This window comes from Methylobacterium sp. ap11 (assembly GCF_900110515.1).
Classification (GTDB): Bacteria; Pseudomonadota; Alphaproteobacteria; order Rhizobiales; family Beijerinckiaceae; genus Methylobacterium; species Methylobacterium ajmalii.
Genome location: NZ_FOEB01000034.1, coordinates 1 through 17,093 on the forward strand (window position 1 = coordinate 1; position 17,093 = coordinate 17,093).

General features: G+C 72.6%; 17 protein-coding genes and 1 pseudogene. 10 read left to right on the plus strand and 8 right to left on the minus strand.

All coding sequences use genetic code 11. From position 1 onward, the window contains the following. Window positions 1-2,749: pseudogene (locus BMX97_RS29535) on the minus strand (hypothetical protein); the annotation flags it as partial. Between the two features lie 464 nt (window positions 2,750-3,213). On the opposite strand from BMX97_RS29535, the gene BMX97_RS29540 reads away from it, so the two are divergent. The 3 genes from BMX97_RS29540 to BMX97_RS29550 all read left to right on the plus strand — a co-directional run bounded on the left by BMX97_RS29540 (window position 3,214) and on the right by BMX97_RS29550 (window position 5,405). Next, complete coding sequence (locus tag BMX97_RS29540; RefSeq protein ID WP_091754719.1) at window positions 3,214-3,531, plus strand: Hpt domain-containing protein; 318 nt, start codon at window positions 3,214-3,216, stop codon at window positions 3,529-3,531. A 139-nt stretch (window positions 3,532-3,670) separates the two neighbouring features. Further along, window positions 3,671-3,991: a 2Fe-2S iron-sulfur cluster-binding protein gene (locus tag BMX97_RS29545; protein ID WP_060846512.1), complete on the plus strand. Its 321-nt coding sequence runs from the start codon at window positions 3,671-3,673 to the stop codon at window positions 3,989-3,991. 340 nt (window positions 3,992-4,331) lie between these two features. Then, window positions 4,332-5,405 carry a methyl-accepting chemotaxis protein gene (locus BMX97_RS29550; RefSeq protein WP_244538708.1) on the plus strand — a complete coding sequence of 358 codons (1,074 nt, stop codon included), beginning with the start codon at window positions 4,332-4,334 and terminating at the stop codon, window positions 5,403-5,405. Window positions 5,406-5,418: 13 nt separating this feature from the next. On the opposite strand, the gene BMX97_RS29555 is transcribed toward BMX97_RS29550, so the two are convergent. From BMX97_RS29555 to BMX97_RS29580, 6 genes are read right to left on the minus strand one after another with little or no spacing between them, the layout of a single operon-like run. Beyond that, window positions 5,419-6,594: a vWA domain-containing protein gene (locus tag BMX97_RS29555; RefSeq protein WP_091754753.1), complete on the minus strand. Its 1,176-nt coding sequence runs from the start codon at window positions 6,592-6,594 to the stop codon at window positions 5,419-5,421. A gap of 33 nt (window positions 6,595-6,627) precedes the next feature. Next, window positions 6,628-7,536: a DMT family transporter gene (locus tag BMX97_RS29560; RefSeq protein WP_091754721.1), complete on the minus strand. Its 909-nt coding sequence runs from the start codon at window positions 7,534-7,536 to the stop codon at window positions 6,628-6,630. Continuing rightward, window positions 7,533-7,970 carry a helix-turn-helix domain-containing protein gene (locus BMX97_RS29565; protein ID WP_177202398.1) on the minus strand — a complete coding sequence of 146 codons (438 nt, stop codon included), beginning with the start codon at window positions 7,968-7,970 and terminating at the stop codon, window positions 7,533-7,535. The genes BMX97_RS29560 and BMX97_RS29565 overlap by 4 nt, the downstream gene beginning before the upstream one ends. Before the next feature lie 14 nt (window positions 7,971-7,984). Then, window positions 7,985-8,221 (minus strand): type II toxin-antitoxin system RelE family toxin, encoded by a 237-nt coding sequence (locus BMX97_RS29570; RefSeq protein ID WP_244538709.1) that lies wholly within the window; start codon window positions 8,219-8,221, stop codon window positions 7,985-7,987. Window positions 8,222-8,271: 50 nt separating this feature from the next. After that, window positions 8,272-9,168 carry an oxygen-dependent coproporphyrinogen oxidase gene (gene hemF / locus BMX97_RS29575; protein ID WP_244538710.1) on the minus strand — a complete coding sequence of 299 codons (897 nt, stop codon included), beginning with the start codon at window positions 9,166-9,168 and terminating at the stop codon, window positions 8,272-8,274. Window positions 9,169-9,176: 8 nt separating this feature from the next. After that, window positions 9,177-9,665: a tRNA (cytidine(34)-2'-O)-methyltransferase gene (locus BMX97_RS29580; RefSeq protein WP_091754723.1), complete on the minus strand. Its 489-nt coding sequence runs from the start codon at window positions 9,663-9,665 to the stop codon at window positions 9,177-9,179. Between the two features lie 124 nt (window positions 9,666-9,789). Here BMX97_RS29580 and BMX97_RS29585 point away from each other — a divergent pair, with 124 nt between their 5' ends. After that, complete coding sequence (locus BMX97_RS29585) at window positions 9,790-11,649, plus strand: ABC transporter ATP-binding protein (protein WP_091754724.1); 1,860 nt, start codon at window positions 9,790-9,792, stop codon at window positions 11,647-11,649. Window positions 11,650-11,898: 249 nt separating this feature from the next. Here the strand turns inward: BMX97_RS29585 and BMX97_RS29590 are convergent, their stop codons facing one another. After that, window positions 11,899-12,363, minus strand: coding sequence for an outer membrane protein assembly factor BamE (locus BMX97_RS29590; RefSeq protein WP_091754725.1), 465 nt, complete (start codon window positions 12,361-12,363; stop codon window positions 11,899-11,901). Window positions 12,364-12,576: 213 nt separating this feature from the next. Between BMX97_RS29590 and BMX97_RS29595 the strand changes: the two genes are divergently transcribed. From BMX97_RS29595 to BMX97_RS29620, 6 genes are all read left to right on the plus strand, one after another. Next, window positions 12,577-13,134 carry a ubiquinol-cytochrome C chaperone family protein gene (locus BMX97_RS29595; RefSeq protein WP_091754726.1) on the plus strand — a complete coding sequence of 186 codons (558 nt, stop codon included), beginning with the start codon at window positions 12,577-12,579 and terminating at the stop codon, window positions 13,132-13,134. Between the two features lie 161 nt (window positions 13,135-13,295). Continuing rightward, on the plus strand, window positions 13,296-13,802 hold the full coding sequence (locus tag BMX97_RS29600) for a YceD family protein (RefSeq protein WP_091754727.1): 507 nt from the start codon (window positions 13,296-13,298) through the stop codon (window positions 13,800-13,802). Window positions 13,803-14,019: 217 nt separating this feature from the next. Then, window positions 14,020-15,054 carry a phosphate acyltransferase PlsX gene (plsX, locus tag BMX97_RS29605; RefSeq protein ID WP_091754728.1) on the plus strand — a complete coding sequence of 345 codons (1,035 nt, stop codon included), beginning with the start codon at window positions 14,020-14,022 and terminating at the stop codon, window positions 15,052-15,054. Window positions 15,055-15,083: 29 nt separating this feature from the next. Continuing rightward, window positions 15,084-16,061, plus strand: a complete 978-nt coding sequence (locus tag BMX97_RS29610; RefSeq protein WP_091754729.1) for a beta-ketoacyl-ACP synthase III — start codon at window positions 15,084-15,086, stop codon at window positions 16,059-16,061. A 133-nt stretch (window positions 16,062-16,194) separates the two neighbouring features. Further along, entirely contained in the window at window positions 16,195-16,512 is a 318-nt protein-coding gene (locus BMX97_RS29615; RefSeq protein ID WP_091754730.1) for an integration host factor subunit alpha, read from the plus strand. 32 nt (window positions 16,513-16,544) lie between these two features. Continuing rightward, window positions 16,545-17,075, plus strand: coding sequence for a MerR family transcriptional regulator (locus BMX97_RS29620; RefSeq protein WP_244538711.1), 531 nt, complete (start codon window positions 16,545-16,547; stop codon window positions 17,073-17,075). Window positions 17,076-17,093 lie beyond the last annotated feature (18 nt).

Below are 17,093 nucleotides of genomic sequence, written 5' to 3' on the forward strand. Positions count from 1 at the left end.
GGGTGCGGCGGAAGATGTGCGCCACTTCCACGGTGCGGGTGCCGAGCGCCCCCGTCGCCTGCTCGGCCGAGCGGCGCATGATCTCGGCGGCCTCCACCGAGCGCGCCTGGAGCGCGTCGCCGACCGTGTCGGCCGACGAGGTGAGGGCGGCGGCGGCCGCTTCGGCGCGCTCGGCGAGGCCCGACAGGGCGGTGCGCAGGGCGGTATCGGCGGTCTCGGTGCGCTCGCCGATCAGGCGGCTCGCCTCCTCGGCGGCGGCGACGAAGGCGGCCGCCGCGGTGGCGGTGCGCCCGTCGAGGGCGCCGGTGGCGTTCTCGGCGGCGAGCGACAGGGCCGCGGACACGTCCTCGGCCTGGCGCGTCAGGTGCTCGACGGCGGCGCGCAGGGTCGCGTCGGTGGCGTCGGTGCGCTCGGCGACGAGGCGGCCGGCCTCGTCGGCGGCCTTCGCGAAGGCGGTGGCCGCCGCCAGCGTGCGGGCGTCGAACTGCCCGGTCGCCTGCTCGGCCGCCCCGGTGATCGCCGCAGCGAGCGCCTCGGCCCGCTCGGTCATGCCGTCGACCGCGCCCCGCAGGGTCGCGTCGAGCGTCTGGGTGCGCAGGGCGACGACCTCGCCCGCCGCCTCGGCGGCGCGGGCGAAGGCCGTGGCGGCCTCCTCGGTCTGGTCGCCGACATGGAGCGTGGCGGCCTCCGCGGCCTTGCGGAACCGCTCGGAGAGCGCCACGGCGCGGGCGTCGAGGTCGGTCGCGATCTCGTCGGCGGTGCGGCGCAGGGCCTCGCCGGCGCCGGCGGTACGGTTCGCGAAGCGGTCCTGCAGGGTGTCGGCGGCGACGGACAGGGCTGCCTCGGTCTCCTGGGTGCGCCGGTCGAGCCCCTCGATGAGGTCGCGGCTCTTGGCGTCGAAGGCCGCGGCGAGGCCGCCGAGCGCCTGCTCGATGCGGCCCTCGGCCTCGGCGGTGCGCTCGCTCACCAGGGTGGCGACGCGCTCGCCGGTCCGGTCGAGGTTGCGCTCCAGGCTGCCGCCATGGCCGATCAGCACCTCCTCGACGCGCCCGATCGTCTCCTCGAGGCGGGCGGTGAGGTCGGCGCCGCGCACGCCGAGCGCCTGCGCCGCGTCCTCGACCAGGGTCGAGAGGTCGTCGCGCACCCGGACCGCCCGGTCGCCGAAGGCGGTGATGACGCCGTCGCTGGCGCGGGCGAGCCCGGCCTCGGCCTCGGCCGCGCGGGCGCCGATCGCCGCAGCGACGCCGGTGCCGGCCTGCTCGATCTCCTCGCGCAGCGCGATGCCGCGATCGGCGATGTGGGCCGCGATGGCGCTGCCGGACGCGGCGAAGCGCTCGGTGATGCCGGCGCCGGTCTCGGCGAAGCGCTCGGTGAGGTCGGTGCCGCGGGCGAGGAAGCGCTCTTCCAGGCTGACGGCCGAACGCTCGAAGGTCTCGCGGACCTGCGTGCCCTCGCGGTTGAGGGCCTCGATCACGCCGGCACCGGTCTCCGCGAGCGTGCGGGCGACCTCGCCGGCATTCTCGGCCAGCGTCCGGGTCAGCAGGCCGCCGGTGCGCTCGAACGCCTCCGTCACCTCGACCGCGCGACTCTCGAGGGCGCGGCTCAGGGATTCGCCGACGCCGTCGAGATCGGCCTTCACGCCCTGGCTGGTGGAGACGAGGCGCTGGACGAGTTCGTCGCCGCGGCCGGCCACGGCCTCGACCACCCGCTCGCCCGCGGCGGCGAGCGCCACCGTGACCGCGTCGCCCCGCTCGCCGAGCGCGGCGGTGATCGCCTCGCCGCGCGCCCCGAGGGCGTGCGTCACGCGCTCGCCCGCGCCGTCGACCGCGGTGACGATCCGCTCGGCCGCGGTGTCGAGCTCCTGGGTCAGGTTCTGGTGCGAGCCCTGGATCGCGCCGCGCACCCGCTCGGCGTTGGCGACGATCGATTCGCGCTGGGCCACCAGCTCGTCGACGAGGGTGCGGATGCGGATCTCGTTGTCCGAGTAGGCGCGCTCCAGGGTCGAGATCTCGCCGCGGACCAGGGTCTCGAGCTCGCCGGCCCGCGCCAGCGCCCGCTCGACGCCGTCGCCGACCGCCGCCACCTCGCGGCGGACCGCCTGGGACATGGTCAGGACCGCGTCGGTGGAGAAACCCTCCGGTTCGGCGAGGCGGATCGCCACCTCGCCGACGGCGCGGGCGACGAGGCGCATCTCCTGGGCACGCACCGCCAGCATCGCGGCGATGTAGAACAGCATCACCGGGGCGAGCACCGCCGCGGCGCCGATGGCGCCCTGGAGGCCGGTCAGGCCGGCGGTAAGGCCGTGCAGGTCCCCGCCCGACTGCGCCCAGGCGAGCGCGGCGAAGCCCGAGAGCCAGAGGAGGGCGGCGAGGCTGGCGACGGCATAGGGGGCGCGGGAGGGCTCGACCCGCAGGGTCTGCTGCAGGGCGCCGACGCTGCGGCGGTCGTCGTTGGCGACGAGCGAGCGGTCGGGCGGCAGCAGCCCGCCGTCGCGGCGGCCGTCGCGCGGGCCGGGCAGGGCGCTGCCGTCGAAGGCCGGCTCGCGCCCGGCGGCGGTGGCGAGGGGGTCGGCATCGTGCACGTCGGGCAGGCGCGGCTCGACCCGGCTCCCCTCCAGGGTCCCGTCGAGGGCGCGGGCGTCCGGCGACCGGGATTCCTGACCCCCGGCCGGATGGTCCAGGTTCAGGGCCTGCTCAATCGCCGACAGCGCCGCTTCCGCCGGATCCTTGAGCTTCTTTTCCGTCGCCATCGAACGCCCCGTTACGCCGTGAACGCCGCCGGGCGGCCCTCACGAGCCGCCGCGCCGCATCATCCCCGAGATCCCGCGAAACCCGCGCCGTGCCGCCAGCCGACGCGATCTCAGCGGTTTACCACGAGAACCTTAGACGCAAGGAGTACCAGCGGGATACCCGGACGGCGCGAACCCTCCCAAAAAGCTTAAGGGAATGGTTACCATGCCTCCGGGCGCGCTCCCGTGCCGCCGCTATCCTGCCGCAGAATCTGGGTTTTGGCGGCAGCAGGGAGGGACCCGCCGGGCCCGCATCCGGCTGTGGACAGGGCTCCACCGCCTTGCCGGGAACAGATCCCGCTTGCCGGGAACGGATCCCGGGGAGGGCCGTCCGTCCTCGGGCGTCGCGCCTCGGGTCTTGCGCGCGGCGCGTCCTTGCGGAATCCGACGCGTCGCGACCCCGCTGGCCTCAACGAGACGTCCCGATGGAGCCCCTCCTCGACCGCGCGCACCTGGCGCGCCAGACCTTCGACGACGACGACCTCGCCCGCGAGGTGCTGGCGCTGTTCTCCGGGCAATGCCGGCGGTTCCTGCCCGGCATCCTCGATGCCGCCCTTTCCCCAGCGGCGCGGGCGGACCTCGCCCATACGCTGAAGGGCTCCGCTCTCGGCGTCGGCGCCGCTCGGGTCGCCGCTCTCGCCGGACGGATCGAGACGGCCGGGCGGGACGGCGATGCCGGTGCCGCCGATGCCCTCGCGCCGGCCCTGGCGGAGGCGGTGCGCGAGACCCTGGAGTTGATCTGACGGCCCGCGGGCGGCGCAGGCGCGACCGGAGTGCCGCGCGACGCACGGCGCGCTTGCTTTCCGGTGCGCCAGCCGCCAATCAGGCCCCGCCGCGTCCTCGTCCGATCCGCGGCCGCGCTCGAGGCTTCCGGAGTCCCAGATGGTCCAGATCACCTACGTCGATGCCGCCGGCACGGCCCGCTCCGTGAAGGGCGAGGTCGGCTCGACCGTGATGGAGACCGCGATCCGCAACAACGTGCCGGGCATCGACGCGGAATGCGGCGGCGCCTGCGCCTGCGCCACCTGCCACGTCTATGTCGGCGAGGACTGGGCCGAGGCCGTCGGACCGGCCGAGCCGATGGAGCAGGACATGCTCGACTTCGCCTCGGACGTGCGGCCGACCTCGCGCCTGTCGTGCCAGATCCGTCTCAAGCCCGAGCTCGACGGCCTGACGGTCACGACCCCGGCCCGCCAGGGCTGACGAGAAGCGGCCGGCGGTCCGGGCGGGTGCGTCGCGCAGGTGCCGCGCCTCGCGCAGGCGGCGCGCGTGGCGCGATCCGGATCTCGCAGGACGGGTCCGCCGGGGCCAGCGCCCTTGGTCCGGTCGGCGCCCGCCTCGAGGCCGAGACGGCGCCGATCGAATGTCGCAAGGGGCGAGTCGTTTGCAAGGCACAAGTCTCGCGTGTACCGGCAGACGCAACGGCAGGGTCATGGACAAGACTGTCGTGACGATCGGGCGATGTCCGCAGATCCTATGATTTATTAAGCACCACTGTCCGATGATCCCCCCGGTTCCGGCATGGCCGGGCGGGGAGGCGCGTGTGACGAATCAGGTCCCGGCAGCGATCGACGATCGGGACCGCGGGGCGTGCTCCCTCGCGGGTATCGCCACCGCGGCGACGACCCTGCGCAAAGCGGCCCACGACAAGACGCAGCGCATCCGCCGGATCACCACCCAGGTGAAGATGCTGGCCCTCAACGCCCGGATCGAGAGCAGCAGGGTCGGCGAGCACGGCCGCGGGTTCACGGTGGTGGCCAACGAGGTCGGCGCCGTCGGCGATGCGATCGCCGGTCTGGCCCGGGAGCTGGAGGCGGATGTCGACGGGCAGATCGTCGGGCTCCAGGATCAGGTCGCCCGTCTGGTGACCCGGGCCCAGGGCGAGCGCCTGGTCGACCTCGCCCTCAACGCCGTGGAGCTGATCGACCGCAACCTCTACGAGCGGACCTGCGACGTGCGATGGTGGGCGACCGACGCGGCCCTGGTGGCCTGCGCGGCGGAGCCGCACGAGGCGGCGGCCGCCTATGCCGGGAAGCGCCTCGGTGTCATCCTGTCCGCCTACACGGTCTATCTCGACATCTGGCTGTGCGACCTCGACGGCCGCATCCTCGCCACCGGCCGTCCCAACCGGTTCCCCGGCCTGCGCGGCCAGAGCGTGGCGCAGGAGCCCTGGTTCCGTCAGGCCGCGTCCCTGTCGGGCGACGCGTACGCGGCCGCCGACATCCGGGCCGAGCCCCGGCTCGGCGGCGCCGAGGTGGCGACCTACGGTGCCGGCGTGCGCGAGGGCGGCGAGGCCTCGGGCCGGCCGATCGGGGTGCTGGCGGTGCATTTCGACTGGGCGCCGCAGGCGCGGGCGATCGTCGAGGGCGTGCGGGTGGCGCCCGAGGACCGGGCCCGCACGCGGGTGCTGCTCGTCGATGCCGCGCACCGGGTGATCGCGGCGAGCGACGGCCGGGGCCTCCTGAGCGAGCGGCTGCGGCTCGACGTCGACGACCCGGTCAGCGGCGTGGTGCCGGCGCCCGGCGGCAAGGGCCACACCGCCTACCACCGCACGCCCGGCTACGAGACCTACCGGGGCCTCGGCTGGTACGGGGTGATCGTGCAGGGAGCGGGCTGAGGCCCGGGGCGCGTCAGCGCAGCAGCGCCCGCGTCGCCTGGTCGATGCCCTCCAGCGTCAGCGGGTACATCCGGTCGGAAAAAATCTGCCGGATCATCGCGTTCGACTGGGTGTAGCCCCACTGCGCCTGCGGCACCGGGTTCAACCAGGCGACCTTCGGGAAGTGGTCGAGGACCCGGTTCAGCCAGACCTGGCCGGCCTCCTCGTTCCAGTGCTCGACCGAGCCGCCCGCCATCGCGATCTCGTAGGGCGACATCGCGGCGTCGCCGACGAAGACCACGCGATAATCGGACGGGTAGGTCCGGATCACGTCGAGGAGCGGCGTCGCCTCGGTGTGGCGGCGCCGGTTTTCCTTCCAGACCTTCTCGTAAAGGCAGTTGTGGAAGTAGAAGTGCTCGAAGTGTTTGAACTCCGAGCGCGCCGCCGAGAACAGCTGCTCAGCCAGCTCGACGTGCCAGTCCATCGAGCCGCCGACATCGAGGAACAGCAGCACCTTGACGGCGTTGCGCCGCTCCGGCCGCAGGCGCAGGTCGAGCATGCCGTGGCGCGCCGTTTCCCTAATCGTGCCGTCGAGGTCGAGCTCCTCCGCCGCCCCGGTGCGGGCGAAGCGGCGCAGGCGCCGCAGCGCCAGCCGGATGGTGCGCGCGCCGAGTTCCGCCGAATCGTCGAGATCCTTGAAGGTACGCTGGTCCCAGACCTTCACCGCCCGGAAGTTGCGGTTGCCGTCCTGGCCGATGCGGATGCCTTCCGGGTTGTAGCCGTAGGCGCCGAACGGCGAGGTGCCCCCGGTGCCGATCCATTTCGAGCCGCCCTGGTGGCGCTCCTTCTGCTCGGCGAGCCGCTGCTTGAGCGTCTCGAACAGCTTGTCCCAGCCGAGCGCCTGGAGCTGCGCCCGTTCCTCCTCGGTGAGGTACTTCTCCGCCAGCTTGCGCAGCCATTCCTCGGGGATCGCCTGCGGCTCCACCGCCTCGCTCAAGCTGACGACGCCCTTGAAGACCTGGCCGAACACCCGGTCGAACTTGTCGAGATTGCGCTCGTCCTTCACCAGGGCGGTGCGGGCGAGGTAGTAGAAATCCTCCACCCGCTTGTCGGCGAGGTCGCGGTCGAGGGCGTCGAGCAGGGTCAGGTATTCGCGCAGCGAGACCGGGACCTTGGCGGCGCGAAGCGCGGTGAAGAAGGACAGCAGCATGGCGCCGATCAACGCGCGAGCACCGTCCCCGGGTCAAGCCCCCTTCTCCGCCTCCTCGGCGACCGGCGCCGGGGCCTGACGCCGCGCCTCCGCGGCGAGGTTCCAGACGATGCCGCCGACGATCAGCCCGGCGCCGACGAACAGCCACGGGTCGAGGGTCTCGCCGTAGAGCTGCCAGCCGAGCACCGCGATGAGCGGGATGCGCAGGAAGTCGAGCGGCATGACCAGGATCGCGTCGCCGCGTCGGTAGGCGCTGGTCAGGCACCAGTGCGAGGTCAGGCCGGCGAGGCACACCGCGGCCAGCGCCAGGGCGTGGCGCCCCTCAAAGGTATGGGCCGGCAGCCCGGGAAACACCCGGCCGGCCACGAGGTTGAGCGGCAGCTGGATCAGGTTCATCCAGAACAGGATCGACAGCACGCTCTCGGTCCGGGTCAGCGCCTTGGTGGCGACCGCGGTCAGCGCGAACATCACGGCGGAGAGGAGCACCACGAGGCTCGCCGGCTGCAGGGCGGCGAGGCCCGGCCGCAGCACCACCAGCACGCCGAGGAAGCCCAGGCCCACCGCGGCGAGTCGGCTTGCGGTCAGCCGCTCGCGCAGGATCAGGACGGCGAGCAGCGTGACCCAGGCCGGCGTGGTGAATTCGAGGGCGAAGACCACGGCGAGCGGCAGGAGCGTGACGCCGTACGACCAGGCGTAGTTGCCGCCCCAATGGACGAGGTTGCGGGCGAGGTGCAGCCGCATCCGCCGCGCCGGCAGCGGCCGGCGGCGCAGGAGCGCGACCGCACCGACGATCGCGACGCCGGCCGCCGCCCGGGCCGCCAGGATGTCGAACAGGCCGAGCGCCGGCGCCAGCTCGCGCACCGCGATGGCGGTCGTCGAGAAGGACAGGAGCGCGCCCGCCATCCACAGGACGACGGCGGCGAGGTCGGGGAGGGGCTTCACCGGGTGCGCGCAGACCGCCGACGCGGTCGCGCCAGCGGCGCATTCTGGTCCTGCAACAACGCCGCATCGACCCCGCAGGCCTGCGCGATGGCGGCAATCAATGCAGGGCTGCCGTCGTGAGAGCCCGCTTCCATCGCGGTCAGCACCTCGGGGGATACACCGACCTTTGCCGCGAGATCGTCCAGGTTGAGGCCGGCCTGTCGGCGGGTCGCCGCGAGGAGCGACTCCCCGGCGAGCACGGCAGCGGTCAGCCAATCCGGCGCATAGACGACGGCGCCTGCGGCCTGCGCGGCCAGATGCTCCTCGGCCAGGCGCGCGGTCATGCGGTCTTCCGCGTCCTCGTCGCCGGCGCGGGCGAGGAGGGCGTCGTAGGCGCGCCGCGACAGGATGACGAGTTCCTCACCCCCATCCGTGACGATCGACTGAACGCTCATTCGCCTGACCTCATTCATAGATGTCGCGCCGATCGCCGACCGAAGACCTCGATGGCATCCGCCGTTTCGACGAACACCGCGCGGTACGACCCTGATCGCAGTCGAACTCCGGGAGCGCCAACCAGCGCCTTGACGTCGCCGGTGCCCGTCTCGGCGTAGCGTTGCAGCTTCGCCCGCATCTGCACCCGCGCCCGATCCGGCAGCCTCGCGAAGGCTTTCAGGGCCGGCCCGGTGAAGCGGATCGTCTTCATGCCCGATGACCGTCAGATGGGAGTGCGAAGGTCTCGGGATAAGATTGCCGCTACGGCCAGCGCACCGTCGGCGGCATCGACGACAGGATCGACGCGACGTTGCCGCCGGTCTTCAGGCCGAAGATCGTGCCACGGTCGTAGAGCAGGTTGAACTCGACGTAGCGGCCGCGCCGGACCTGCTGCTCGTGGCGGTCGGCCTCGGTCCAGGGGGTGGCGAGGTTGCGCCGCACGATCTCGGGATACACGCCGAGGAAGGCCTGCCCGACCTCGCGGGTGAGGGCGAGGTCGGCCTCGGTGTCGCCGGTCCAGTGGTAGTCGTAGAAGATGCCGCCGATGCCGCGCGGCTCGTTGCGATGCTTGAGGTGGAAGTACTCGTCGCACCAGGCCTTGTAGCGGGCGTAGTCGGCCGCCGGGTGCTTGGCGCAGGCCGCCTCGAAGGCGGCGTGGAAGGCTACCGTATCGGGATCGTCCTGGGTTCGGCGCCGGTCGAGGACCGGGGTCAGGTCGGCGCCGCCGCCGAACCACGTCTTGGTGGTGGCGACGAACCGGGTGTTCATGTGCACGGTTGGGACGTGCGGGTTCCACGGATGGGCGATGAGCGAGATGCCGGTGGCGAAGAAGCGGGGATCCTCCGCGGCGCCCGGGATCTGGCCGCGGAACTCGGGGGCGAACTCGCCGTGCACCGCCGAGACGTGGACGCCGCACTTCTCGAACACCCGGCCGCGCAGCATCGCCATGGTGCCGCCGCCGCCGGCCGCGCCGGAATGGTCGGTGCGCTCCCAGGGCGTGCGCTCGAACCGCCCCGGCCCGCCGGCCTCGGAGGCGAAGGGGCCGGTTGCCTCGGCCTCGATCTCCTCGAAGGCGGCGCAGATCCGGTCGCGCAGGGTGGAGAACCAGGTGGTCGCCGTGGCCTTGAGCGCGGCGAGGTCGGGAGCGGGCTCGGTCATGGCTGGTGTCATCCCACAGCGCCGGGCGCGGGCCAAGGCCCCGCGAGGCCGCCGGTCTGCCTCAGGGCCTCCCCCAGCATCATCCCGGCCGCCACCGCGACGTTGAGCGAGCGCAGGCCCGCCCGCATCGGGATCGCCACCCGGGCATCGGCGTCCGCGTGGACCGCCTCGGGCACACCGGCCGATTCGCGCCCGACCATCAGGCAGTCGCCGTCCGCGAAGGCGTGCGTCGTGTAGGGCACGGAGCCGGCGGTGGTGGCGAGCACCAGCCGGATGCCAGCCTCCCGCCGCCAGGCATCGAAGGCGGCATAGGAGCGGTGGCGGGTGATCGCGACGTGGTCGAGGTAGTCGAGGCCCGAGCGGCGCAGGTGGCGGTCCGAGACGTCGAACCCTGCCGGCTCGATGATCTCGACCGCGACGCCGAGGCAGGCGGCGAGCCGCAGCATCGTGCCGGCGTTCTGCGGGATGTCGGGCTGATAGAGGGCGAGGCGCAGCATGGGTCCGGGGGCCGTCGGGTCGTGTCCCCGACATAGCCCGTCGCGCCGCCTGCGGCATCACCCCCCGGTTGGCGGGCGGCGCCCACCGCATAGCTGAAGGACCTTATCCTCCTCGGGAGCCCGCATGTTCCTCGACTGGCTCGAGCGCCGCATCGATCCCTTCGCGCCCTTCGACGAGGCCGAGCGCCCGCCCGGCACGGTGGCGGGCTTCGCCTGGTTCTACCTGCGGCCGGTGCGCAAGCCCCTCGCGGTGCTGTTCGTGACGGCGCTCACCGCCGGCAGCGTCGAGGCCTCGCTCTACCTGCTGATGGGCTGGTTCGTCGACATCCTGGCCCGGTCGGGCCCGGAGACCCTGTGGCGCGACCATGGCACCGGCCTGATGCTCGCCGCCGCCCTGATCCTGGTGGTCCGGCCGCTCCTCGCCTGGGCGCACGAGGCGATCTCGAACCAGCTCGTGGTGCCCCAGACCACCGGGCTCATCCGCTGGCGCACCCACCTCTACACGCTGGGCCACGCCCTGTCGTACTTCCAGGCCGATTTCGCCGGGCGCCTCGCCAACCGGGTGACGCAGGTCGGGGTCGCGGTGCGCGAACTCGCGGTCGTGGTCATCGACACGCTCCTCTACGTCGCGATCTTCGCCGTCACGGCGGTGAGCCTCTTTGGCTCGATCAGCCCGTGGCTGGTCCTGCCCGTGCTGGTCTGGATCCTGGCCTATGCGGGGCTCACGGCCTACTTCGTACCGCGCGCCCGGGCGCGCTCGCTCCAGGTCGCCGATACCCGCTCGGCCCTCGTCGGCCGCATCGTCGACAGCTACACCAACATCCTGACCGTCAAGCTCTTCGCCCGCGACCGCGAGGAGCGCTCGGCGGTGCGCAACGCCACGGTCGAGCACACCGACGCCTACCTGCACTCGTTCCGGCTCATCACGGCGGTGACCGGCACGCTCTCGCTCCTCAACAGCATCCTCATCGTGGCGACCGCCGGCGTGGTGCTGGCCCTGTGGTCGCGCGGCCAGATGACGACCGGGGAGGGGGCGGCGGGCCTCGCCCTGGTGCTGCGGCTGATCGCGATGTCGGGCTGGGTGATGCAGACCGTGCGCGGCCTGTTCGAGCATATCGGCACGGTGCAGGAGAGCATGCAGACCATCGCCCGTCCGCACGCGCTCACCGACCGCCCGGGCGCCCGCGACCTCGCGGTGACCGGGGGCGAGGTTCGCTTCGAGGGCGCGAGCTTCCACTACGGCAAGGCCGAGGGCGGAATCATCGAGGACCTGACCCTGCGCATCGCGCCCGGCGAGAGAGTCGGCCTCGTTGGCCCGAGCGGGGCGGGCAAGACCACGCTCACCTCGCTGCTGCTGCGCCTGCACGACCTCGAGGGCGGACGCATCCTGATCGACGGGCAGGACGTCGCCGCGGTGACGCAAGCCTCGCTGCGCCGCCAGATCGCCGTGGTGACGCAGGACACCTCGCTTCTCCACCGCACCATCCGCGACAACATCGCGTATGGCCGCGAGGACGCCACCGAGGCCGAGATCGTCGCGGCGGCGCGTGCCGCGCATGCCGACGCCTTCATCCGCGACCTGTCCGACCACAAGGGCCGCGGCGGCTACGACGCCCAGGTCGGCGAGCGCGGCGTCAAGCTGTCGGGCGGCCAGCGTCAGCGCGTCGCCATCGCCCGGGTGATCCTGAAGGACGCGCCGATCCTGATCCTCGACGAGGCGACCTCGGCCCTCGATTCAGAGGTCGAGGCGGCGATCCAGGGCTCCCTCGATCGGCTGATGCAGGGCAAGACCGTGCTCGCCATCGCGCACCGGCTCTCGACCATCGCGGCTCTAGATCGGCTGGTCGTCCTGGATCAAGGGCGCATCGTCGAGGAGGGCCGCCACGCCGACCTCGTCAAGGCCGGGGGACTCTATGCGCGGCTCTGGGCGCGCCAGTCCGGTGGGTTCCTGGGGGACGACGCGGAGCGGGCGGCGGCAGAATAGGGCGCGCGCTCTCCATGCGACAGCGAGCCTGGGGAAAACGTTTCGAACGCTGGGGAAATCTCCTCTTCCCGCCCGCGAGGGAGAGTAGGAAACCCGCGTTCGATCTCCAAAAGGATTTTTCTCGTCTCGGACCCGAACCTACGAGGCGGCGTGCCTGCTGCCCGGGCCCTCGCCATTCCCGCCCTCGCCATCCCCCAGACAAACGAAAGGCCGGGCGACACGCCCGGCCCGCCGCGCAGGATCCGAGGATTACCGAGCGTTGCTGAACGGCTCGAACTTGGTCAGGCCGCGCATCAGCTGGCCGAGGAAGGCCTGCTCGCCTCCGCTGGTCGGCGTGGTGCGGGAGATGAAGTCGAACACGCGGCCGTCCTGCTCGCCGTAGAGGGCGACGCGCTCGACCTTGAAGCCGGCGTTGAAGTAGACGGCCAGGACGCGCTGGTCCCTCGGGCGCTCGCCCAGGAACATGACCGTGCGCTGGGTGTTCTGGCTGATGTAGTACCAGGACTTGTTGCCGACGGTCGACACGGTGGTCGGCGTGCCGAGGAGCTGGAGCACCTGCTCGGCGCTGGCGCCGGGGCGGACCTGGGCGACGGCGGCATCGTCGATGATGTAGCCGTGCCGGAACTCTTCGCCGATCACGCAGCCCGCGGCCGACAGACCGATCAGACCGGCCGCGGCGAGGCGGAGAAGCGACGGTGTGAAGCGGCGCGGCATCGAGACCTCGGGGAAACGTGTACGGGACGGTGTATCGGCCGGCCGGTTGGCGACCTTGCGCGAGAAGCGACCGTTGCCGTACCCCGGGGTTGTGGCGTTGGCAAGGCACGGCCAAGCTTCGGCCACGGGTGTGACGACCCGGTGCGGTGGGCAGTGTGTGCCGGGGTCCGTCCGCGTCAGGGTCCGTGCGTGCGGGACGATCGAGAGCTTGAGATGATTCGCAATCCCTTCCGCCGCGAGGATTCCCGCGAGCGCGCCATCCGGGCGCTGCACAGCCGGGTCAATGCGGGCGCCCGCGTCCCGGCGCTCTACCTCGACCTCGGCGTGCCCGACACGGTCGAAGGCCGGTTCGAGGCCCTGTGCCTGCACGTCGTCCTGGTGCTGCGCCACCTGCGCCGCCTGCCTCCCCCGGCGGCCGACATCGCCCAGGACCTCGTCAACTCGGTGTTCGAGCAGCTCGATTCGTCCCTGCGCGAGCTCGGCGTCGGCGACATGGGCGTGTCGAAGCGGATGAAGAAGCTGGCGCAGGCCTTCTACGGTCGGGCCGCCGCCTACGACGCCGCCCTCGACGCGAGTGACGCGGACGCGCTCGCGGCGTCGCTCGCCCGCAACGTGCTCGCCTGCGACGAGCCGGAGGCGGCCCGCCGCCTCGCCGCCTATGTCGGGGCGGCGGATGCGGGGCTCGCCGCGACCGACCTCGACGCGCTGATGGCCGAGGGCCCGGTCCTGCCCGATCCGGCGCGCTTCGCCGGCACCGCCGCGCGGTCCTAACGGAACGGCCGCGCCGAGCGTCCCGTAGCGGGGCCGCCGGTTTCAGGGCCCCTTGCGCCGGGACCGCGCGCGACGCATCTCGGGCGAAGCCGCGGAGCGCGCCCCCCGCTGGCCGCGCCGGCGCGGCGCCCCACGACCCCAGGATCCCCAGAGGAGCCAGCATGACCCCCGACAGCGTCGGCCCGTTCTCCCGTCCGATCCTGGTCGAGCGCATCCTGCGGACGGGCCAGCCCGTCACCGTCGAGGCCGGCGAGGAGGAGCGTGCCGCGCTCGCCCGCGACTTCGGCCTGCCGGGGATCGCCCGGCTCGTCGCGACCTTCCGGCTCTCGGGCTCGCTCCACCGGCTCCATGTCACCGGCACCGTCGAATCGGCGCTGACCCAGACTTGCGTCGTCACACTGGAGCCGTTCGACACGACCGTGTCCGAGGAGGTCGACGTCGATTTCGCCGACCAGGACGCCTTCGCGGGCACCGCCGCGGAGGATGCCGAGATCCCCGACCCGATCGTGAACGGCCGCATCGACCTCGGCAGCCTCGCGGCGGAGTTCCTGGCGCTCGGCCTCGATCCCTATCCGCGCAAGCCCGGCGTCGCCTTCGAGGCTCCGGCGGATGCCGGGGAGGAGACGCCCTTCGCGGCGCTCCAGACGCTCAAGGGCGACGAGGCCTGACGGGGCGCCCGGCCGCGGGCGCGGCGGGGGCGCGGCCGGCTTTCTCGCGCCGGTCCCGGACGCTTGGCGCGAGAAAGCCTTCAGAATTCGTTTGCGGCCCGGCGCGGTGTCGCTATTTTCCGCCGCGCCGCGGACCCCCTGGACGGCATCCGGCCGTTAGTCCCAAATCCGGTGGCGCTCTGCCCGCGGCGGATCCGAGAGGCTGTTCGACACCCCCATGTCCCAGAGAGTGCGCATCTCGCTCGACGCGATGGGCGGCGATCACGGCCCCTCGACGGTCGTGCCCGGTGCGGGGCTCGCCCGCGAGCGCCACCCCGAGACGACGTTCCTGATGTTCGGCGACGAGGCGGTGCTCGCTCCCCTGGTCGCGGCCGAGCCGCGCCTGAAGGGCGCGGTCGAGATCCGCCACACCACTGTGTCGGTGGCGATGGACGAGAAGCCGAGCCAGGCGGTGCGCTCCGGCCGCGGCAAGTCGTCGATGTGGAAGGCGATCCAGGCGGTGCGCGACGGCGAGGCCGACGCCGCGGTGTCGGCCGGCAATACCGGGGCCCTGATGGCGATGTCGAAGATCTGCCTCAAGACGATGTCGCACATCGAGCGGCCGGCGATCGCCTGCCTGTGGCCGACGGTGCGCGGCGAGAGCGTGGTGCTCGACGTCGGCGCGACGATCGGCACCGACGCCAACCACCTCGTCGACATGGCGGTGATGGGCGCTGCGATGGCCCGCATCGTGTTCGACCTCGACCGGCCGACGGTCGGGCTCCTCAACGTCGGTACCGAGGAGATGAAGGGCAACGAGGCGGTCAAGGAGGCCGCCCGGATGCTGCGCGAGGCCGACCTGGCGGGGCTGGCCTATCACGGCTTCGTCGAGGGCACGGATCTCGGCCGCGGCACCGTCGACGTGGTGGTGACCGAGGGCTTCACCGGCAACATCGCGCTCAAGACCGCCGAGGGCACCGCCAAGCAGATCGCCGCCTACCTCAAGGGCGCGATGGGCCGGACCCTGATGGCGAAGATCGGCTACCTGTTCGCCCGCGGCGCCTTCCGGGCCTTGCGCGAGAAGATGAACCCGAGCCGGGCCAATGGCGGCGTGTTCCTCGGGCTCGAGGGCATCGTCATCAAGAGCCACGGCGCCGCCGACGCCGAGGGCTTCGCCGCGGCGATCGATCTGGCCTACGACATGGCCCGTCACGACCTGATGCGGACGATCCGGGAGCGCCTCGACGCGACGCCGGCCCAGGCGTCGGCGTGACGACCGCCGCCGCTCAAGGAGAACGCATCATGACCCGCCTTCGCTCGGTGGTGCGGGGCTGCGGCTCCTACCTGCCGCGGACCACCGTCACCAACGACGACCTCGCCGCCCGGGTCGACACCTCGGACGACTGGATCGTCCAGCGCACCGGCATCCGCCAGCGCCACATCGCCGAGCCCGACGAGACCACCTCGGTGCTCGGCATCAAGGCGGCCCGCGCGGCCCTGGAGGATGCCGGCATCGAGCCTTCGTCGATCGACCTCGTGATCTGCGCGACCTCGACGCCGGACCACACCTTCCCGTCGACGGCGACCCAGATCCAGGCCGGGCTCGGCATCCAGGCGGGCGCCGCCTTCGACCTCCAGGCGGTCTGCGCCGGTTTCGTCTACGCGGTCGCCACCGCCGACAAGTTCCTGGCGACCGGAGCGGCCACCCGCGCCCTCGTCGTCGGCGCCGAGACCTTCTCGCGCCTGCTCGACTGGGAGGACCGCACCACCTGCGTGCTGTTCGGCGACGGTGCCGGCGCCCTGGTGCTCGAGGCGCAGGCAGGCGAGGGCCTCGCGAGCGACCGCGGCGTGCTGACGAGCCAGCTCCGCTCCGACGGCCGCCACCGCGAGAAGCTCTACGTCGACGGCGGCCCGGGCTCGACCGGCACGACCGGCAAGCTGCGCATGGTCGGCAAGGAGGTCTTCCGCTTCGCCGTCGGCTCGGTCACCGACGTGGTGACACAAGCCTTCGAGGCGACCGGCACCACCGCCGACGACCTCGACTGGTTCGTGCCCCACCAGGCCAACCGGCGCATCATCGAGGCCTCGGCCGACAAGCTCGGCATCGCCCGCGAGAAGGTGGTGCTGACCGTCGACCGCCACGGCAATACCTCGGCGGCCTCGATCCCGCTCGCCCTCGACGCGGCCTGCCGCGACGGCCGGATCAAGCGCGGCGACCTCGTGATGATCGAGGCGATCGGCGGCGGCTTCACCTGGGGCAGCGCGCTGATCCGCTGGTAGGCCCGCACCGGTCGGCCCGCAAAGTATCCGGGATCCCGCCCGACGCCCGGTTGACCCGGCGTGCAACGCCGATTAGCGTGCGCGATCATAGACATACGTTAGTTCGTGAATCAGCCGCCGGGGGAGCAGCACGATGGCAGGCAAGACGGTCACGCGGGCCGATCTGAGCGAGGCCGTCTACCAGCGGGTCGGCCTGTCGCGCACGGAATCCGCCGCCCTGGTGGAGACGGTCCTGTCCGAGATCTGCGGCTGCCTGTCCTCCGGCGAGACCGTGAAGCTGTCCTCGTTCGGCTCCTTCGTGGTGCGCGACAAGGGCAAGCGGGTCGGCCGCAACCCGAAGACCGGCGTCGAGGTGGCGATCGAGCCGCGCCGCGTGATGGTGTTCAAGCCCTCGAACGTGCTCAAGGCCCGGATCAACGGCGACGCCGCCCCGGACGAGGACGACGCCTGAACCGAGGCGCGGGCTGACGCGGGATCGGGCCGATGACCGGGATGCCGATCGGGGACGACGACGGGTCGGAGGCCGGCGGAGCCGACGCCCCCGGCCGGGCCCTCCTGCCCGAGAAGGAACCCGGTGCCTTCCGCACCATCGGCGAGGTCGCCGAGGACCTCGACCTGCCCCAGCACGTGCTGCGGTTCTGGGAGACGCGCTTCACCCAGGTTCGCCCGCTCAAGCGCGGCGGCAACCGGCGCTACTACCGTCCCGACGACGTCGACCTCCTGCGCGGCATCCGCCGGCTCCTCTACGGCCAGGGCTACACGATCCGGGGCGCCCAGCGGGTCCTGCGCGAGCGCGGCATGCGCTTCGTCCAGGCGGTCGGCCGCGGCGAGCAGGTCGCCCCGGCCTTCGTCGAATCGGACCACGAGCCGGAACCGGAGGCCGCGCCCCCGCCGCCGCTCGGTCGCGCCGACCGGGCGAGCCTGACCGCCGTCCTCGATGACCTAAGAGCGTGCCGGCGCCTTCTCTCCCGCCTCGATCCTCCCGCTCCGGCGGCCGACGCTCCGGGCGGGTAGCCGCCGCGCGGCCCAGCC

Excerpts from the sequence above, each read along its gene's own strand:
- BMX97_RS29540 (WP_091754719.1), top strand. The coding sequence starts at position 3,214 with ATGGAGCCCCTCCTCGACCGCGCGCACCTGGCGCGCCAGACCTTCGAC.
- BMX97_RS29545 (WP_060846512.1), top strand. The coding sequence starts at position 3,671 with ATGGTCCAGATCACCTACGTCGATGCCGCCGGCACGGCCCGCTCCGTG.
- BMX97_RS29555 (WP_091754753.1), bottom strand. The coding sequence starts at position 6,594 with ATGCTGCTGTCCTTCTTCACCGCGCTTCGCGCCGCCAAGGTCCCGGTC.
- BMX97_RS29565 (WP_177202398.1), bottom strand. The coding sequence starts at position 7,970 with ATGAGCGTTCAGTCGATCGTCACGGATGGGGGTGAGGAACTCGTCATC.
- BMX97_RS29570 (WP_244538709.1), bottom strand. The coding sequence starts at position 8,221 with ATGAAGACGATCCGCTTCACCGGGCCGGCCCTGAAAGCCTTCGCGAGG.
- hemF (WP_244538710.1), bottom strand. The coding sequence starts at position 9,168 with ATGACCGAGCCCGCTCCCGACCTCGCCGCGCTCAAGGCCACGGCGACC.
- BMX97_RS29580 (WP_091754723.1), bottom strand. The coding sequence starts at position 9,665 with ATGCTGCGCCTCGCCCTCTATCAGCCCGACATCCCGCAGAACGCCGGC.
- BMX97_RS29585 (WP_091754724.1), top strand. The coding sequence starts at position 9,790 with ATGTTCCTCGACTGGCTCGAGCGCCGCATCGATCCCTTCGCGCCCTTC.
- BMX97_RS29590 (WP_091754725.1), bottom strand. The coding sequence starts at position 12,363 with ATGCCGCGCCGCTTCACACCGTCGCTTCTCCGCCTCGCCGCGGCCGGT.
- BMX97_RS29595 (WP_091754726.1), top strand. The coding sequence starts at position 12,577 with ATGATTCGCAATCCCTTCCGCCGCGAGGATTCCCGCGAGCGCGCCATC.
- BMX97_RS29600 (WP_091754727.1), top strand. The coding sequence starts at position 13,296 with ATGACCCCCGACAGCGTCGGCCCGTTCTCCCGTCCGATCCTGGTCGAG.
- plsX (WP_091754728.1), top strand. The coding sequence starts at position 14,020 with ATGTCCCAGAGAGTGCGCATCTCGCTCGACGCGATGGGCGGCGATCAC.
- BMX97_RS29610 (WP_091754729.1), top strand. The coding sequence starts at position 15,084 with ATGACCCGCCTTCGCTCGGTGGTGCGGGGCTGCGGCTCCTACCTGCCG.
- BMX97_RS29615 (WP_091754730.1), top strand. The coding sequence starts at position 16,195 with ATGGCAGGCAAGACGGTCACGCGGGCCGATCTGAGCGAGGCCGTCTAC.
- BMX97_RS29620 (WP_244538711.1), top strand. The coding sequence starts at position 16,545 with ATGACCGGGATGCCGATCGGGGACGACGACGGGTCGGAGGCCGGCGGA.